General features: G+C 58.7%; 17 protein-coding genes. 5 read left to right on the top strand and 12 right to left on the bottom strand.

The genetic code is table 11. From position 1 onward, the window contains the following. Nucleotides 1–10 precede the first annotated feature (10 nt). Nucleotides 11–238 (top strand): hypothetical protein, encoded by a 228-nt coding sequence (locus AC6I65_RS06425; RefSeq protein WP_497901112.1) that lies wholly within the window; start codon nt 11–13, stop codon nt 236–238. 79 nt (nt 239–317) lie between these two features. On the opposite strand, the gene AC6I65_RS06420 is transcribed toward AC6I65_RS06425, so the two are convergent. The 3 genes from AC6I65_RS06420 to AC6I65_RS06410 all read right to left on the bottom strand — a co-directional run bounded on the left by AC6I65_RS06420 (nt 318) and on the right by AC6I65_RS06410 (nt 1357). Then, nucleotides 318–500, bottom strand: a complete 183-nt coding sequence (locus AC6I65_RS06420; protein WP_497901111.1) for a hypothetical protein — start codon at nt 498–500, stop codon at nt 318–320. A gap of 280 nt (nt 501–780) precedes the next feature. Beyond that, nucleotides 781–906: a hypothetical protein gene (locus AC6I65_RS06415; protein ID WP_497901110.1), complete on the bottom strand. Its 126-nt coding sequence runs from the start codon at nt 904–906 to the stop codon at nt 781–783. 16 nt (nt 907–922) lie between these two features. After that, a complete protein-coding gene (locus AC6I65_RS06410; protein WP_497901109.1) occupies nt 923–1357 on the bottom strand; it encodes a DUF8023 family protein in 435 nt (144 codons plus the stop codon). Between the two features lie 121 nt (nt 1358–1478). On the opposite strand from AC6I65_RS06410, the gene AC6I65_RS06405 reads away from it, so the two are divergent. Both AC6I65_RS06405 and AC6I65_RS06400 read left to right on the top strand, forming a co-directional pair. After that, on the top strand, nt 1479–1670 hold the full coding sequence (locus AC6I65_RS06405) for a DUF8053 family protein (protein ID WP_497901108.1): 192 nt from the start codon (nt 1479–1481) through the stop codon (nt 1668–1670). Between the two features lie 73 nt (nt 1671–1743). Beyond that, nucleotides 1744–2247: a hypothetical protein gene (locus AC6I65_RS06400; protein ID WP_497901107.1), complete on the top strand. Its 504-nt coding sequence runs from the start codon at nt 1744–1746 to the stop codon at nt 2245–2247. A 21-nt stretch (nt 2248–2268) separates the two neighbouring features. On the opposite strand, the gene AC6I65_RS06395 is transcribed toward AC6I65_RS06400, so the two are convergent. The 4 genes from AC6I65_RS06395 to AC6I65_RS06380 all read right to left on the bottom strand — a co-directional run bounded on the left by AC6I65_RS06395 (nt 2269) and on the right by AC6I65_RS06380 (nt 5652). Further along, a complete protein-coding gene (locus tag AC6I65_RS06395; RefSeq protein WP_497901106.1) occupies nt 2269–2856 on the bottom strand; it encodes a tyrosine-type recombinase/integrase in 588 nt (195 codons plus the stop codon). A gap of 484 nt (nt 2857–3340) precedes the next feature. Continuing rightward, on the bottom strand, nt 3341–3802 hold the full coding sequence (locus tag AC6I65_RS06390; RefSeq protein ID WP_497901105.1) for a type IV pilin domain-containing protein: 462 nt from the start codon (nt 3800–3802) through the stop codon (nt 3341–3343). An 832-nt stretch (nt 3803–4634) separates the two neighbouring features. Further along, entirely contained in the window at nt 4635–5096 is a 462-nt protein-coding gene (locus AC6I65_RS06385) for a hypothetical protein (RefSeq protein WP_497901104.1), read from the bottom strand. 373 nt (nt 5097–5469) lie between these two features. Continuing rightward, a complete protein-coding gene (locus tag AC6I65_RS06380; RefSeq protein WP_497903169.1) occupies nt 5470–5652 on the bottom strand; it encodes a DUF8106 domain-containing protein in 183 nt (60 codons plus the stop codon). A 229-nt stretch (nt 5653–5881) separates the two neighbouring features. Here AC6I65_RS06380 and AC6I65_RS06375 point away from each other — a divergent pair, with 229 nt between their 5' ends. Beyond that, entirely contained in the window at nt 5882–8800 is a 2919-nt protein-coding gene (locus AC6I65_RS06375) for an Eco57I restriction-modification methylase domain-containing protein (protein WP_497901103.1), read from the top strand. A gap of 278 nt (nt 8801–9078) precedes the next feature. On the opposite strand, the gene AC6I65_RS06370 is transcribed toward AC6I65_RS06375, so the two are convergent. After that, the gene (locus AC6I65_RS06370; RefSeq protein WP_497901102.1) at nt 9079–9642 is read right to left on the bottom strand and encodes a DUF7344 domain-containing protein; all 564 of its coding nucleotides are present in this window, start codon (nt 9640–9642) and stop codon (nt 9079–9081) included. 698 nt (nt 9643–10340) lie between these two features. Here AC6I65_RS06370 and AC6I65_RS06365 point away from each other — a divergent pair. Continuing rightward, on the top strand, nt 10341–11459 hold the full coding sequence (locus AC6I65_RS06365; protein ID WP_497901101.1) for a hypothetical protein: 1119 nt from the start codon (nt 10341–10343) through the stop codon (nt 11457–11459). A gap of 397 nt (nt 11460–11856) precedes the next feature. Here the strand turns inward: AC6I65_RS06365 and AC6I65_RS06360 are convergent, their stop codons facing one another. The 4 genes from AC6I65_RS06360 to AC6I65_RS06345 all read right to left on the bottom strand — a co-directional run bounded on the left by AC6I65_RS06360 (nt 11857) and on the right by AC6I65_RS06345 (nt 18048). Next, nucleotides 11857–14808, bottom strand: a complete 2952-nt coding sequence (locus AC6I65_RS06360) for a hypothetical protein (protein ID WP_497901100.1) — start codon at nt 14806–14808, stop codon at nt 11857–11859. A gap of 474 nt (nt 14809–15282) precedes the next feature. Further along, nucleotides 15283–15441 carry a hypothetical protein gene (locus AC6I65_RS06355; protein WP_497901099.1) on the bottom strand — a complete coding sequence of 53 codons (159 nt, stop codon included), beginning with the start codon at nt 15439–15441 and terminating at the stop codon, nt 15283–15285. A gap of 100 nt (nt 15442–15541) precedes the next feature. Continuing rightward, nucleotides 15542–16840: an ABC transporter ATP-binding protein gene (locus tag AC6I65_RS06350; RefSeq protein WP_497901098.1), complete on the bottom strand. Its 1299-nt coding sequence runs from the start codon at nt 16838–16840 to the stop codon at nt 15542–15544. Next, on the bottom strand, nt 16837–18048 hold the full coding sequence (locus AC6I65_RS06345; protein ID WP_497901097.1) for an ABC transporter ATP-binding protein: 1212 nt from the start codon (nt 18046–18048) through the stop codon (nt 16837–16839). The genes AC6I65_RS06350 and AC6I65_RS06345 overlap by 4 nt, the downstream gene beginning before the upstream one ends.

Below are 18048 nucleotides of genomic sequence, written 5' to 3'. Positions count from 1 at the left end.
CCTCGGTCACATGGGCCGCTTCGACGAACACATCCTCGCCAATGGACCGCTCACGAAGTGGGAGATCGTCGACGTCACCGGGATGCCGATCGACCTGGTCGAGCTCACGCTCCAAGATCAAGAGGCGCTGGGGGTCGTCGAGCGAACCGAGGAGGGGTGGCGACTCGCTCGCGACCGCGCCCACCTCATCATCACTATTCCCGAGCCCGAGCTCGTTCCCGGTCGCCACGGACCTTAGTCCGCGTAAAAATAAGCGCTCACTGCTTGAGCGGTACTGATCGTCTGGAGGGTGAGCCCCAGCTTCTCGCCAGTGTGCGCTACCGATCTATCGCTTTGTCAATTTCGAACACCCAGAACGCCTCGTTACCAATTGCAAGTGTCGTAATCCCCAGGCTGAGATACAAGAGTGTCAATTCGGAGGAGATTATTCCGAAGATCGAACACTGTATTGCGAGCGCCATCAACAGGAGGTTCCGAAGCCGTCGTTCTGTCGCACTCATAACAATTATCAAACACCAACTGGGTAAAATAGATTCTGATTCTCGAGCTCTTTATCTATCACTACAGCCGGGGCATGATCGACGGCGGGATTGGCCTCGAGGTGGAGTTCGTCGACGGTCACGTTCGCCACGTGCCGACGCCGGAGCAGGAGGTGTCCGATGTCGAGTGAACAAGCTCGCTCGTGTCCGCGGCGCAAAGGCCGACCAGGAGGCCGGCACCGAGCGCGAACACGATGACGGCAACGGCGGCCAGGCGGCCAGCCGTGGGCGTGGGCCGCACTTATATCACCCCCGCAGCCATCACCCCAGTAAGCGCAACCGAGAGCTCCGAGGCCGTGATGATGTAGCCGGTGATCGTCGAATCGTACCACTCCGCTTTCGTACCGGTGAATTTCGTGAGTTGCATGAATTGAGCCTCGAGGTTACTTGTATGCGATCAGGTAGAACGCAGCGGTGTTCAGCAGGACAATGAACCAGCCGAGATACCACATCGAGTCGACGGCGTACGAAACAGCGGGTACGAGTGCCGACAGGATGTTGAGGATGAACGCCAACAGGAGTGTCACCGTCTCGACGTCGGTGTAGTCCTCGAGCGTCGTCTGGCCGTTCGTGACCCAGGCGGTCACGAGCGTCAGCATTGAGACGATGAACGCGTAGGTGATCTCGGTGCCGTGGGCAGCGTAGAGCGCCGCGTCCATCCCGACGTTGAACGGCGCGTTCAGCGCGATCGAGACCACGCCGACCATCGAGACCGACGCGAGCACGAACAGCGGCGCGAGCACGCTGTCAATCAGGTCGATTCCGTCCTCCCGGCGAACCGCGCCGGGAACCATGTTCTGCGGTAGGCTAAGTGCCATACCTCCGTAGCGGCGCCCCAACGGGTCGAAAAACTCCGTATTTCATAGGCGACGCCTCGGGTATTTATCGGCAAAACAGACTGTCAGCAACCTTTATACCAAGGCGGGTTGCCCGCCGGATATGGCACTGAACAAATTACGCCAGCTCGACCAGAACTCAGCCGGTGTTACGCTCCCGAAAGACGACCTCCGCCTCGAGGGAATTCTCGACGAAAACGGCGAAGTCGAAGGCGAACACCACGCGCATATTCGTCACGTCGACGAAGGGAAATGGACCGTCGAATTGGTCGAGATTACTTTTAGCGAAAGGTAACGGCGTTATATTTTCATCATCAATTATATTTCCTGACCGGAATATATTAGATGATTAGGTCAAATTTCCTACTATGCGTCGCAGACAACTCCTTGTGAACGCAGGATCGGTAGCGCTCGGTAGTACGATAGCCGCTTCGGGCCTGGCCGCTGCAGAGTCCGATCGACGACTTCCACCGAACGAGAACGTCTCGAGCACATCCATCCATCCGTTTCCGACTCCAGAGCCCCAGGAGGTGTCGACCGGTGACTGGATCACTCATCGAATTGGATGGATTTCACCGACTAAGGGGGAACTCGAGGACTTCCTCGGGAAATATGATATTCGAGCGTGGATCGATGGAGAACCCATAGACGATTTCGACTCATATCGAGGAGATATCAACGAGGATGAGGACGGTTGGACGACGTACTGGCGCTACACGACACCGCCAAAATCACCCGGAATATACGAATTTGAGGTGGAGTTCGAATTCAACGAGGATTTAGATAACGGGAAGAACGAAGCTGGCGACGTTATCACGGTCGCCGGTACGTACGAAGTTGCACCTAGTGGCGGGCGCGGTAAAGGACGATAACGGAGTCCAATCAAACTCCGATCAAAGCCAGTCGACTTTTTTGCGTTCTCGCTGCTGAGCTTCCGGCGAATACGTTCCGCGATAGTGCTCGAGGAACGTCTCGAGGTCGTTCCACCCGCCCCAGTCGATCACTAGGAGCGGATCGACGTCAGCAGCGGCGAGCGCGGTCGCCCACGTTCGTCGGAGATCGTGCATCCCGAGATACAGCCAGCCGTCGTCGCCGGTCACCTGGTAGAGCTCGCGAGCAGTCCCGCTGAGCCAGCGCCGAAGTGAGCGCGTCGTCGAGATCTCGAGTAACGGTTTCTCGCTCGAGGCGTCGCGAACGTCGGCCACGGTTCGGATCGTCGTCGCCAGATCCCGCGGAACGGGTGTCTCACGGAACTTGTCGCCTTTTCCGTGCCAGACACGGAGTACCGTTCCGGCGTCAGTGTCGACGACGTCCTCGGGCGAGACATCGAGAATTTCGTGCGACCGGAGCCCACAACGCGCGCCCAGAGAATAGGCGAGGTGCTGCTGGGTGTCGGTGGCGGCCTTGAGGAGCTGTGCAACTTCGGCCTGGCTGAGCCAGACGTTCATGTCGTCGCGATTGCGATGTTGCTGGAGATTCATATCCGGGTTACGAGTAAGGCGGACGGCAACCCGGGGTATAGTGAGTGTTTTGGTGCGATGGGCGGCCCGATCGGGCCGGTTCTCGTCCGAGATCTACTCCTTATCGGACGGCCACTCGAGTTGCGTTGCAGCATCTACTGGGTCGATCTCATATTTGGAAGCGAACTTCTCAGCCAACACCCACGCTTTTTCTGCTAATATCGGATCAGCGTCCCGGAACTCCACTTCAAAACGGGTTAGCGCTACGATTAACAAGGCGTCATCCTATAAAAAGGATCGTCCGATGCTCATCTGCCACTTTCAGTAAGTATTCTGTCATGGTTAATCAGTTCAGGGTCTATCTGCCGAGGCTGGGCCTCAAACCGGGTTATCGTAACGACAAATAGACAATCATCTTGAATGGCATTAGCGTTTGCTCGCTCTGGCTGTGTAATCCTATTAAGAAGAACTGTCCGAGAAATAGACGATATCGATCGAGACGTAATTAGGCAGTCGCCGTGAAGTCGTTAATCACGGTATTCCGTTCTGCTTGATTGTCAATGGGGCTATCATTAGCTAAGCCTTCACCTTCGTACGCCTGAACTGTGAAGTCTTTGGATTGTCCACTTGACAAGCCCAAATCAGATGTTGCACTCCAAGTTGCGGACGCGCCAGTTCCAGACAGAGTCCCTTGAACATCGCCATTCTCATCAACAACTGCAACACCATCAGCGTCGCCCATTTCAGTAATACTGATTGTGATAGTATCAGTATCATCTCCTTCGATATCGACGACTGCATTAACGCTGGCTTGTCCTGTATTGGAACCAAGGTCAAGCACGAACGCCGCGATCACAGCTGCGAGAATAACCGTAATCGCAACCATGAGTATAACTCCGATGACAGGAGAGACGGCCCGTTCCGATTCGTTTCCGATCAGCTTGCTTCTGTATTTCTTCAGGTCCATGATTATCGTTGTTCTATTTCGCACAGCAGATGTGAACGGTCAGAAACTTTATTGACTGACCCGGTGTCGAGTCAGTCGGCGGATGGGGTTGGGGGTACTCACCTTCCCACACCGTCAGTTCTTCGCGTCGCACCTGTGCTGATAGTCTCACTTAACGGCTGTATAATAAACCCTGTGGCTAGGTATGAATAAACGAGATTCAAGGTAACTGAGACGGTTTCAGAATTGATAATCAGCGACTCGTGGAAGGCCTACAGCACCCCCTTGAAACGTTCACGTCTGGCGTTTTTCCGCTGTGGTGTCGAAACCCGAATCCTATTACACACTACCATTCATCACTCGATCAATGAGTGACAGCGTGTTCGTGACCGAGAAGGATCTGGCGCGAACCTTCGACGATGGGGCCTACGAGGACGCCGTCGAGATCGTCGAGCAGTACCGAAAAGCGACGTGATACGCCTCGAGACACGACGTCAAATCGGGAGCGACCGCCTCGGCACTGGATCTCCCGCGCTCGCGCTTGCGAACGTGAATCGACGAGGGCGGTGTACCCGACCCAGTGAAGTGTATCGAGGCCGCGCGGCGACACGGGAGGCTCAATCTCGAGTACGGGGACACGAAATGCCCGTCGAGTCGTTGACTCCCCAACATCGCAAACCCGTCGGATTTTCGCAATCCCGGCGAATCCATCGGAGCGAACGAATTTTCAAGCGAGAGAATATGTCGAGGCAGGATTTGAAGCCCTGGAAATCACAGCACGAGCGAAGCGAGCGACCGTCTTCCTCCGGGTTCAAACCGGCAGTCTCGGGAGTACACCGCTCACAGCGTGAGCTTACTGCTCATCACGAGTACATGCATTGCCCGCTACCATGGTGCTTATGTCGAGCGTGCCATCTTCTTCGATGAGATAGAGGACCTCGGTTTGTTCACTAACCTGTGAGGCCGTCACCTCTCGAGGGCCGACGCGCTCTCGATCGTCAACCTGGCCCTCCAGGGTGAGGGTTTCTACCGTCCCGTCGAACCAATCGCGAGGATTCAACTCCTCGTCGGAAACGACGTCGCCATTGGCGCTCGGCAAGTCGTAGGTGCCCTGATGAACCGTCTCACCATCGGCCTGGACGTGAATTTCGATCGTGTGATTCGAGTGCTGATCTCTGTTGTGGATCTCGAGGGTACACAGTGTAAACCGCCCAGTTTCGTCCTGCTCTGCCAGAGAGCTGCAACCGCTGAGACTGGCGAAAAGTGTGGCGCTACTCAGGCAGATAACCCTTCGGCGTGAAATTCCCTCGTCCATGGATAAATACAATCACTACCCATTGAATATCTTATGGTTCAGGGGGTGCCTGGCAGAGGCACCATCATCGACGGACGAGCCCTCATCGTGACGCCCCGTCGAGTGACCACCCCCCCCCACCCACCCTTCCCCTGCACGTGCTGTGCAAGCCGGAAACGGCGACGTGAGACGAACACTCGAGTCGCCGAGGATCGGTAATTCACCACACTATTGCGTCGAGTTAGTCTAATCCAGTCGGATAGGGAGACATGGGTGTCGGTGAGATGGTCGGAGGGCCATCGCTAAGAAGTGAACTGGCACGAGCGAACCCGACCACTCCACGAGCAGTTCTGGTCGACGCCGAACAGCCGTCCGAGAACGGCACGTCGACGACTCAATCGCCTGGACGGTAGCAAAGGCCGCCCTTGCTCTCCGTGACCGAATCGGCACTGGTCGGGCGAGAGGTGATCGTCGTTCCACACGTCGGACACTCGATGTCGGTGGCGTCGTCGTGCACTCGGCGGATCCAGTCCGCTTCGAGGGGGCTTTCGTGACCGCACGTGAAACAAATGAGCATCGACTTTCGTGGCGTCGATTGCTCGGGGGGTTCAGCGGAGGGGGACATACTCGACTGTAGCGGCCGGACACGGATAACGGTGGTTGCCACGTGATGGTCCACAGCCACAACTAGCTGCAGACACTGGTCGCCCTCGAGCCCTTACCACCGTCACGCGTCCGTTCACCGAGCGGTACTCGAGTGACCGACTGATCAATAGAATCAATACGGACCCGTCTGAGTCCAAACTATGCCGGGCACTCCATCCGAACCGGAGTTCCACCGTCTTCTCTGTACGCGATTGCGGGACTACGTCGACCGCGAACGAACGTCGGTCGATTCCGTTCGCCTTGAGGAGGGGACCGAACGGGGACTGGGAAACATTGTCGTCGAATCCGAAGTTATCGAGAGCCTGGTTATCGAAGTCGAGCGCGATTGCGTCAATCCCCTCGACGTCGACGTAATTACACAGGCTCGAGACGATGCCGACGCGGCAGGTGTCGAGCACTTCGCGACGTGCAACTCCCGTGACTTCTTCCTGTTTCACAACACCGACCAGTGTGGGATTTCGGAGATTCCGTACTACTACCTCGATTTCCGTGACGTCGACTTCGACGGTCCGTCGGCAAACGACCGGCTCTCGACGATCCTCCACGCGGTTCAGTCCCTCACGACTCACGATGAACTTCCCCGGCAGAGCGCACGCGACCGAATCGTCGGTCCACTTCGCTCGTTTCACGACGCGAGCTGGCCGACGTTTCGAACCCTCGCCCGAGAAACGTACGAAACCGACCCCGATTTTGCCGAAACGTTCGACGAGTGGGTTCGAGAGAACGACTACGCGTCACTCGAGGAGTCCGAACAGTTCTCCCTCGCCGCCAAACAGTACGCGTACCTGGTGGCCAGTCACGTCCTGTTCTCCGAGGTCGTTCGAGAACAGCCGTCCGAACCGAGAGAGACGAAGAGCGGGAATCCGCTCGTGTCCCTCGTCGAAGACGCCTCAACGGCCGATGGTGAAACCGGAATAGCGCGGCTGTTCGAAGATCTCCAGGCGGAAGTGGGCCTCGAATCGGTGCTCGACGACGACACGTCGTTGTTCGCCGCGTACCCACACAACTCGAAAACGCGGTCGGCCGTTCGTGCGTTGCACGGAAGCATCGAAGCGAAGAACCTCTCTACCGTCGACGAAGACCTGGTCGGAGAACTGTACGAGGAACTGATCCCGGAACTCGAGCGAAAGTCCTTCGGGCAGTTTTACACCCATCCAGCTATCGCCGAAGCGATTTGTAACTGGGCACTGCAACCGCAGGGAAATGGCGTCCCTCGAGTCCTCGATCCGGCGTCCGGAAGCGGTACGTTCCCGGTAAAAGCGTACCACCGAATGCAGGAACTTGCACCCACCGCAACACACCAGGAAATCCTCGGCAACGTCACCGCAATTGACGTCAATCGATTCCCGTTACACCTCACGGCGCTCAATCTCGCGTCACGAACCGTCCAGGAGCGAACCAGCCGGTTACACACGATCAACGACTCCTTCTTCAACGTGTCTCCCAGGGATAGTCGGCTATCGGAGGGAGACGAGACGGGAAACGAACCGATGAGATACGACGCAGTAGTCGCGAACCCGCCGTACATCCGCCAGGAGAACCTGTCTCCCGACAGGGACCACTTCCGTTCTCACCTGAGAAAGTACGGCGCGGAGAACTCGAGTCGATACGCGAGCGGACAAAACAAACTTTCGACTAGATCCGACGCGTACGTCTACTTCGTCTCCCACGCGTTGCAGTTCCTCCGAGACGGGGGGCGCCTCGGATTCATCGTCCCCACGAAGTGGCTGACGACGAAATACGGCGAGTCGTTTCAAGAGTTCCTGTACGATCAAACGAAAGTCCACGCCATCGTCGGGTTCTCCGACAGAGCGTTCACTGCGCTCGTCGATACGGTAGTGTTGTTCGCTGAACGATGTACCGACGAAGCGGAGCGCCGAGAGACGGTTATGGACCTCATCAGGGTGAAAGAGTCGCTGTCGCCAAAGGAACTGTCGTCGATTGCGGGCGCTCGACGGTCGATTCCCGACGGGAAGGCGTTTGGAATCAAGACGACCGAAGCGTACCGAGTCGTTAGTCTCCCCCAGGCTCGCCTGGAGAGACAGGGTGGACGAAAGCTCGGTCACTACCTGTACGGTCCGAGCCCGTTTATTCCGCTCGTACACAGTGACAAGATGCGACGGCTGGATACGTATGCAGACGTGGCGTTCGGCAACAAGACGGGCAACAACGACTTTTTCTTACTCGACGAGCAGGACGTCACACAGTGGGGGATCGACGAACGATTCTTGCAGCCAGCGATTCGATCGATTCGAGCGCTGGAGTCGTATCGCGTGGCGGATACGGATCAGTACCTTCTCGATTTCGGCGCGTACGTCGATGCCGTCGAGTCACGGCAGGACGGACTGGGCTCGACGAGCGAGCGAGCAGAAGACGTAAAGGAGGAATTGCGCAACGACGGGTACGAGTCGACGGTCAGCTACCTCGAGTACGGGGAAGAAGCGGGCGTCCCCGATGGACGAACCGTGTCCCAGCACACGCCCTGGTTCAACCTGGGAGACCTGCTCGTCCCGGACGTCTTACATCCGGTGTTCTACAACGAACGGGTGTTCACGGTCGACAACGCCGGTGGGTACGCGCCAACGAACGCGATTCAGTGCGTCGATATAACCGCGTACCACGACGTGCTCCCCTCCGTTCTCCACTCGACGGTGTACAAGGTACTGCTCGAGCTGTGGGGCCGACACGAGGGCGGAGGGGCGCTTCAGTTACTCACGTACGAAGTTTCGTCGGTTCCGGTTCCGAGCCCGGAATTGATGTCCGAGTCACAACGGGTGCGGATTGCGGCGGCCGGGGAGAAGCTGGTGCGTGGTGTCGACGGTGCGCAGGACGAACTCGATCAGGTGATCCTCGAGTTTCTGGAGATTGGACTATCCGTCGAAGAACTGCAGGCTGTCCACAGCGGACTGGTGGCACAACGAGTAGACGGGGCGGCAACGGAGAACGTCCTGATCGAAGGCATCGACGAGTTCGACGCGTTCAACGACTCCGATCTGCCCTCCTCGATACCCGATTACGAACCGGACGGCCAAAAGGATGCGAGAGTGGACGATTTTTGAGCGGTGCGGGGAGTCGTCCGTTCTCGATGTGTTCTCGCCACTATTGCCACTATCACTACTATCGCCACTATCGTCACTGGAACCTTGACGAACTGTAGGCTCAAGGCTACCGTTCCGTTGGCCTCAGTAGCGGCCTCGGTCGTTCGCGCTGGACGAATCCGTTGGTCCGCCGTCTCATTTCGAGCTTCGGTATCCGAAACGTCACCGACGGGCAATTCGGAACTCGAGTCTACACAATCTTCACTGTTCTCGAGTAGAAGGGAGCGACTGCGACTCGATTAGCGACGCGTGTCGTCGACCGTGAGCGTGAAATCCGGCGCAATCGACGTCGTCGATTGTCGAGCGGATCGATACGCGGCATAGCTCGAGACGAGCACGACCGCGAGCAGGGTGATTCCCACGAGACCACTGATCGCAGTCGGGAAGAACTGTCCTCCCCAGAGGCTCACCGACGCGGCTGCGATAGAGACCCCGACGATCGTGGCCATCGACTGTCGGTCGAGAGGAGATGGGTCCGTCCGAAATTCGATCGTGACGCGTTCCGTTCGATCCGTCGGCGAGACCATCTTTCGTTGCCGGTCGAACGAGACGAGGTTTCGCTCCTCGAGCAACGGGAGGTGCGATTGATAGAGCGAGCTGTAGACCGACTTGATGGTTCGTCTGTCGAGCTGATCGGGTTCGCACCCGGATTCCCAACTCGCGACGCGTTCGACGAGGTCGAAGAGGTCCACCGGTCCGTCCCGCTCTGACAGGCAATACAGGACGTATCGTCTCCGGATATTCCTCGTCATCTCCCGGATGTCTTCAGAGAGATCCTCGAGCAGTTGGCTATTCCCGTTCATGCGTACGGCAGTCACTCGACTCATCGACGACCGATCTCTTAAAGGGAGAACCTCGTTATAGGCTGACAATTAGACTTATATCGTCCGTGAACCGTCACATGTCGAAATTTCCGTACGCGATTACTCGTCATCGTGCGTGTTGGTCGTCGATACGTGCCATTTCGCCGCCGAAATATTCGTGGCACCGATATATCAAGAGTGGTTTCCATACGCGAACCGCGAGGGTTCCGGGTCGCGCTGTGATCGATTCGCTCACCGGGAGAGAACGAATCATCTCATCGAAAGGCCACATTACGTCCCTCGTACTCGAGGCTTACCGAACGTGGTGGTATCCGTATGGACACCTCTCCTGGTGACGATTCCGACAGCCGGCCCGTAACCCCCTTTTAACTCCGTTCGTTCGCGCCGGCTCCGGTCCGTAATTGGACGTACCGATCGGTATTCAGTCCGTACACCTCGGGAATGGCCTCCTCTCTCGAGCGACGTTTGCGGTACGTGCTCGATATTCGCTGCTTCCGACGACTCTGCCTGCTGACGGTCTCCCGAATTTGCCCCAGCAGGCCCGTTGAACCACCCTACGAATGGTTGGGAAGTCATTATTAAAACACACTGTTACCGTCGTCAGAATCGGTATTATCATGCAAAAACACACTCCCATCCCGATCACACTGCTCGCGGTTGTCATAGTCGTGATCGGCATGGCAGTCCCAGCAGGCGCATCGCTGGCAGCGACAGGTACCGTCACGGAAGCGACCCAGACGCCACTCGAGGCGACGACGTTCGAACCCGATCAGTCGCACACGAACGCCGGGAACGGCACCGACTCGGCCACGGTCGTGACCGAAGACGGAACGATGTCGGTCGAGGAGGCACTCGCCGAGTTCGACACCGACGAACTCGAGGCGGTCGTCATCGAATCGAGTGCAGTCGACGGGGAAGAGAACACGCAGGTACATGCCCTGGAAGACGAGGATGCCGAACTCGTCTGGGGAACGCTGCTGGAGTCGGCGGACGACACCGATGGGGCGACGCTCGCGGACTTCACGAACGACGTGACGGCGTCGACTGCGAACGGCGAAACGCTCGCCGTCGACGACGGTGAAGCGACGATCACGACCGATCACGGGACGGTCGTGACGGTGGAGCAAGTCACACGCGACCGGACCGAACAGGACGGCGAGTCGACGGCGACTGGACCCAACAGTCGCGCGGAGGTCTATCAAGAGAACAGTCAGACGACGAACCAAAACGCGACGGTCACGGTCGATGCCGAGCGGGCAGCAGTCCTGGTCGTACAACTGAACGTCCAGGAGAACGACCAGACCGGCTACGCGGCGGCGGCCGGCGAGAACGCGTCGGCGGTCGTCCACCAGGAGAACGACCAGCGTGCGATGCAGTTCGCCTCGGTGAACGTTACCGCCTCGGAGGCGGCGGTCGTCGTCGCCCAGATCAACGTCCAGGTCAGCGAGCAAGAAGCGATGGCCGCCGCGGCAGGTCCGGATGCGACGGCTGACGTGATACAGGAGAGTTCTCAGCTGAACGACCAGGACGTCGATATCGCCGTCGAGGCGGACGAGAGTGCGATCTACGTGATCCAGGAGAGCGTACAGATTAGCACGCAGGAGGAACACACGAGCACGAGTGACGGAGACGAAAGTGACGACGGCGATGACGAGGACGAAAACGACGACAACCAAAACGAAGACGATAGCGACGGGGACGACGAAAGTGATGGCGACGAAGACGAAAACGAAGATGAGGACGAGAGCGAGTGCATGCCGGATTACAAGAAACAAAAGAAGGCCGATCACCCGTAGATAACGAACGGCGAGTCGGACCAACGGGAAACAGCACTAGGCGTGGACAGACGTCGAACGAATCGAAGTCCGTGCCGTTTCTCACCATTTCGTCACAAATTTCGTCAGTGATGAGCCCCGAACGCCTCCAGGACCGAGCAGCCAGACGAACTGGTCTGGCCGATTGGCTCGAATAACCTGGATTGATGCGGGGCAATTTTCGCACGACTCTCGGTCGACCCTCGTTCGAGACGTTCGAGACATTTGACGGTCGACTCGCTCAACTCGCCTGACTCGCTCGAGACGTTCGACGAAGCCGACGAAACGGCGAAGCTGACGAAACAACGAAGCTGCGTTTCTACGTGTGTACTCGAGTCCGGGTCGCACGGCTTCAAAAAAACATACCAGCTGAAGGCGATTACGCGGCGCTCTGGCTGGTCGTGATAGTGGTCGACTGGGACTGGGACTGCGTGTTGTCGTCGCCAGACGCGTGCTGGGTTTGCGTCTGGTCGACCTCGGTCTCGTCGGTCTGGGTCACCGTGTCAGTGCCGTCCGAGTCCTGTTCGGCGTTCTGTTCGATCGAGGCGTCCTGCTCGGCGGTCTGTTCGTTGCCGTCGCCGTCCTCGATAGTCTGTTCCTGGTCCTGGTTCACGTCCGCGTCCTGTTCGATGGACTGGTCGTTATCGTCGCCAGTGGCCTCCTGGTCGGCGTTTTGTTCGACCTCGGCGTCCTGCTCGGCAGTCTGCTCGTTGTCGTCGCCGTTCTCGACGGTCTGCTCCTGGTTCTGGTCGGTTTCGGCGTCCTGCTCGACGTTCTGGTCGTTCGAGGTTCCGGTCGCCTCCTGGTCGGTCTCTTGTTCGACGTCGCTCTCCTGGTCAGCTTCCTGATCGTTCTCGTTGCCGTCTTCGACTTCTTGTTCCTGTTCGGCCTCCTGTTCAGCTTCCTGTTCAGCCTCCTGGTCGTTGGCGACACCACTCGAGTCCTGATCGACTTCTTGCTCGGTCTCCTGTTCGGTTTCCGCCTCCTGCTCGTTGTCGTTACCGTTCTCGACTTCCTGTTCCTGCTCGGCCTCCTGTTCGGATTCCTGTTCGGCTTCCTGGTCGTTCTTGACGCCGTCGGCGTCCTGGTCGACTTCTTGTTCAGATTCTTGCTCGCTTTCGGCTTCTTGCTCGTTGTCGTCGCCGTCCTCGACTTCCTGCTCTTGCTCGGCTTCTTGTTCAGCTTCCTGCTCGGCCTCCTGTTCGTTAGCGAGACCGTCGGTGTCTTGTTCGACCTCCTGTTCGGTCTCTTGTTCGCTTTCGGCCTCCTGCTCGTTGTCGTTGCCGTCTTCAACTTCCTGATCCTGTTCGCCCTCCTGCTCGGCTTCTTGTTCGGCCTCCTGGTCGTTCAGGGCGCCGTCGGCGTCCTGTTCGGTATCCTGTTCCGTCTTTTGCTCAGCCTCGGCTTCTTGCTCGTTGTCGTCACCGTCCTCGACATCCTGCTCCTGTTCGACTTCTTGCTCGGCTTCCTGCTCGGCTTCCTGCTCGTTGTCGAGACCACTAGCGTCCTGTTCGGCCTCCTGCTCAGTTTCCTGCTCAGATTCGGCTTCTTGCTCGTTGTCGTTACCATCCTCGACTTCCTGCTCAGATTCGGCCTCCTGCTCGGCTTCCTGTTCGGCCTCCTGGTCGTTCAGGGCGCCGTCAGCGTCCTGGTCGACCTCTTGCTCGGTTTCCTGTTCGCTTTCGGCTTCCTGGTCGTTGTCGTCGCCGTCTTCGACTTCCTGCTCTTGCTCGGCTTCTTGTTCAGTCTCCTGTTCGGCCTCCTGGTCGTTCAGGGCACCGTCAGCGTCCTGCTCAGTTTCCTGCTCGGATTCCTGTTCGCTTTCGGCTTCTTGCTCGTTGTCGTCACCGTCCTCGACTTCCTGCTCCTGTTCGACCTCCTGTTCGGATTCCTGTTCGGCTTCCTGGTCGTTCTTGACGCCGTCGGCGTCCTGTTCGACTTCTTGTTCAGATTCTTGCTCGCTTTCGGCTTCTTGCTCGTTGTCGTCGCCGTCCTCGACTTCTTGTTCTTGCTCAGCTTCTTGTTCAGCCTCCTGTTCAGCTTCCTGGTCGTTGTAGTCGCCGTTCGTCTGCTGGTCGGTCTCCTGATCTGACTCTTGTTCAGCTTCGGCTTCTTGCTCGTTGTCGTCACCGTCCTCTACTTCCTGTTCCTGCTCGACCTCCTGGTCGGCTTCTTGCTCGGACGCTTGTTCGTTCTCGTAGCCGCTCGCCTTCTGCTCGGCGTCCTGATCGATCTCCTGCTCGCTCTCGGCTTCCTGCTCGTTGTCGTCACCCTCTGCCGTCTGCTCCTGGCTACTGCTTTGTTCACCGTCCTGGTCGGACGATTGCTCGTTGTCGTCGCCGAAGAGCACGAGCTGAACCGACCGTTGGTCGATGTCGTTGTCGTTTTGCTCGGCGCTCTGGTCGTTATCGTCACCCTCTGCGCTCTGTTCCTGACTCAACGACTGGCTCGCACTCTGGCTGGCGTCCTGATCGTTGTTGTCGCCAAAGAGCACGAGCTGAACCGACTGCTGGTCGATGTCGTTGTCGTTTTGCTCGGCGCTCTGGTCGTTATCGTCACCCTCGGCGGACTGCTCCTGGCTGAAGAGTTGCTCGGCAGCCTGAGTAGTATTTTGCTCGTTGTCGTTGCCGAAGATCACCAACTGAACCGACTGTTGGCCGATGTCGTTGTCGTTTTGCTCGGCGCTCTGGTCGTTGTCGTCACCCTCGGCCGTCTGGGATTGCTCGAGCACCTGCACGCCAGTCTGACTCGCGCCTTGCGCGTTGTCGTTCCCAGCAATTGAAAGCTGGATCTGGAACTGGCTGATGTTGTTGTCGTTCTGTTCGGCGCTCTGGTCGTTGTCGTCACCCTCGACGGACTGCGATTGGACGAGCACCTGCGCCGCCTCCTGGGCGCTCAGCTGGTCGTTGTCGACACCCAGGATGACGTACTGGATCTGGTCCTGCTGGATGTCTCCGTGCTGTTCGGCGCTCTGATCGTTGTCGTCACCCTCGGCGGACTGATTCTGTGTGTAGAAAACGAGGATACCCTGGTCCTCCACCTGCTCGTTGTCGTCACCGAACAACGCCCACTGCTCCTGGCTCTGCTGGTAGTAGAGCACCTGGGTCGCCTCCTGGCAGTTGTCGTCGCCGGTCGCGAGTTGACTCTGTAGCAACTCGCCGTCTACCGTGGCGACCTGGTCCTGGTAATTCTCGTCGCCGTCGGCTTCCTGATAGCTATCTTGCGCCCCATTGACGATCGTTACTTCCGCCTGTTCACAATTCGATGCATCTGATGCCGATGTCGCCCCTAGCGCCACTGCGCTCCCGGCAAAGATCATGCCGGTCGCCACGAATAACGCGACGAAAGCTACGACAAAACGGTCCTTTCCTGACATTTGTTTCATCCGGCGGATAGCCCGCCAACACATCCTCTCGAGGATACCCTACTTTGTTATCTAAACCGAACACGCCGATAATTTCGATTACAAATCTCGGGTCTGCCAGTAACATCGATTGCGAAGCCGTAATCGCCGTTACTGTCGTCAGAAAACGGTGTAATCGCCGATATCGATCCACGGCTCGAGAACCGATGCTCGTAAACGGTACGAACGCCGGTCGGTCGGCGACGCAGCCGAACCGATCCATTCGCGAAGTGCACGAGACAGCGGCCGGAGTCCGGTTATCGAGGTCACCCCTGCGTTCAGTGTGGTTGCCAGGCTCAAAAGCCGCTTCTCGAGTGGCCTCTACGGATCACGTCGCTTAGCACACGGTTCACAGCACACAGCACACAGCAAACGGCTCACAGTACACAGCACACAAATCCGTCAGGAAGGATCGCCCAGTTCTTCAGATTCCCACTGGGACGCGAGCCGCTCGGCCAGTTCGGGCGGTCGGTGTTCGTTCAACAGGTGGTGTTCGAGGCTCTCGTCGGTGTCGATCGTCTCCTTACACAGTTCGCAGTAGATCGGTGCTTTGCTCGCCATAGCACCGATACGCGAGAAACGCGCAAAAGCATCGCGTCCGAAACGGGGCGCTCGAGGGAGTAATCCGCCATTTCCCAGGAAAATCCAGATTCGTCGAACGTCAGCGCTCGTCGATGTAGAGGTGACAGGCGACGGGGTGAGCGTCGTTCCCCAACTCCGGGTTCTCGAGTTCGCAGACGCTCTCGTAGGCGTCGCGCAACCGCGTCGCGGATTCGTCCCAGTCCCCGTTGGCGAGTGGCGCCAGCGCATCCTCGACTACCGCATCGTGTTTCGGCGGCAGCTGCGTGTCGAGAACGTGGGCCTTCAGGTCCGCGACGAAGGCGTCCGTATCGGCCGGGTCGACGTCGATTCCCTCGTCGGTCATCACGGCGTGGTCGCTGGCGACCTCGAGACTGATATTCTCCCGTTCGACCAGTTCTCTGAGGGTCATGATCTCCCGGTAGGCGTCTTGCTCGATAGCGACGTCTTCGGGCGGAATCACCTTCGGGCACCGCGTCCGGAACCGGCAGCCACTCGGCGGGTCCCGCGGCGAGGGGACGTCACCGGATAGCGTTTCGCGGTCGCGATCGCGCTCGTCGGTCGACGCCCGCGGGACGCTCTCGAGCAGTGCCCGCGTGTAGGGGTGCTTCGGCGCGCCGAAAATTTCCTCGACCGGGCCGGTTTCGACGATTTCGCCCAGGTACATGACGGCAACCCGATCACAGATGTGGCGGATGACCGAGAGGTCGTGGCTGATGAGCAGGTACGTGAGGTCGAACTCCTCCTGGAGGTCCTCGAGCAGATTGAGGACCTGTGCCTGGACGCTCACGTCGAGTGCGCTCGTCGGTTCGTCGAGGACGATGAACTCGGGTTCGAGGGCGAGCGCCCGCGCGATGCCGATCCGCTGGCGCTGGCCGCCCGAAAACTCGTGTGGATAGCGATCGATCTGGTCGGCCGACAGGCCGACGCGCTCGAGCAATTCCTGGGCCCGATCGCGGCGTTCCTCGGCAGTGCCGACGTCGTGGACCGCGAGTGGCTGCTGGATCGTCTTTCCGATCGTCATTCGCGGATCGAGGCTCGAGAACGGATCCTGGAAGACGACCTGTGCGTTCCGCCGGAACTCGTTGCGACGGTCGCCCTCGAGTTCGAAGACGTTCTGGCCCTCGAACTGGACGACGCCGTCGGTGGGTTCTTGCAGGTGTAACAGCGTCTCTCCCGTCGTCGATTTCCCGCAGCCAGATTCGCCGACGAGACCGAGCGTCTCGCCGCGGTGCACCTCGAAGTCTACGTCGTCGACCGCACGGACGGCGACGGGCTCCTGCCCAAACAACCGGTCGATGTACGAATCTTGCTCGTAGAAGTACTTGCGGAGTCCCTCGACGCGCACCAGCGGCTGGTCACTTCCGGTATCGAGGCTCATTGTGACTCACCTCCGTCGGTCGTCGCCGTCGCCTCCCGCTCGAGAGCATCGTTTTCGAGCGCCTGATTCGGGTCGTACTCCATCTCCGCGAGATAACACTTCGTTGTGTGGTTTGCACTTCCCTCGGCCGCGTACGCCGGCGGCTTCTTCAGGCACTCATCCATCGCCTTCGGGCACCGATCAGCGAAGTAACACCGGTCGGGCATCTCGTGATCGAGGAGGCTCGGGACGTTCCCCGGGATCGATCGCAACCGCTCGGCGGTTCCCTCGAGATCGGGAACGCTCCCGAGCAGTCCCTCCGTGTACGGGTGGACCGACCGGTCGAAGACGTCCTCGAGAGTGCCGCGTTCGACGATCTCCCCAGCGTACATCACGCCGACGCGATCACACATTCGGGCGACGACGCCGAGGTTGTGCGTGATCAGCAGGATGGTCATGCCCGACTCCTCCTGGAGGTCGTCCAGGAGGTCGAGGATCTGGGCCTGGATCGTCACGTCGAGCGCGGTCGTCGGTTCGTCGGCGATCAGGATGTCCGGTTCGCCGGCAAGCGCCTGAGCGATCATCGCCCGCTGGAGCATGCCGCCGGAGTACTCGTGGGGGTACTCGTCGGCGCGCTGGGCCGGGTCCGGAATCCCCACGGTCTTGAGCAATTCGATCGCTTTCGCCTTACTCTCCTCGCTCACGTAGCGTTTCGAGGGGAGTGCCATCGACATGACGTACGATCTCAGGGAGTACTCCGGCCCCCGCGTTCGAGCCTCGCCGGAACGCGGGTTCGGGGTCGCCCGTTGCTGGACCTCGACGGCTTCGGCGATCTGTTCGCCGACCGTCAGACTGGGGTTGAAACTGCTCTCGGGATCCTGAAAGATCATGCTGAAGGAGGTGCCCCTGAGCGAGCGACGAGCCTCCTCGGGAATCGCGAGCAGGTCGACCATCTCTCCCTCGACGGCCGCCGGATGGGATTCTCGCATCGCGTCGGCGAACGTCGGATTTCGGTACTCGATCGACCCGCTCGTCACCTCCCCTGGCGATTCGACCAAGTCCATGATCGAAAGCGCCGTCACGCTCTTTCCGCTCCCGCTTTCGCCGACGATACCGAAGACCTCGCCGCGTTCGATCGTCAGGTCGAAGTCGTCGACAGCGTTTACCTGTCCCTCACTGGTGAAAAACTGGGTCGATAGGTTGCTGATACGGAGAATGTCGTCGCTCAT

Source organism: Natronosalvus sp. KLKA75, assembly GCF_059736265.1.
This window is presented reverse-complemented; position numbering and strand designations above follow the sequence as displayed.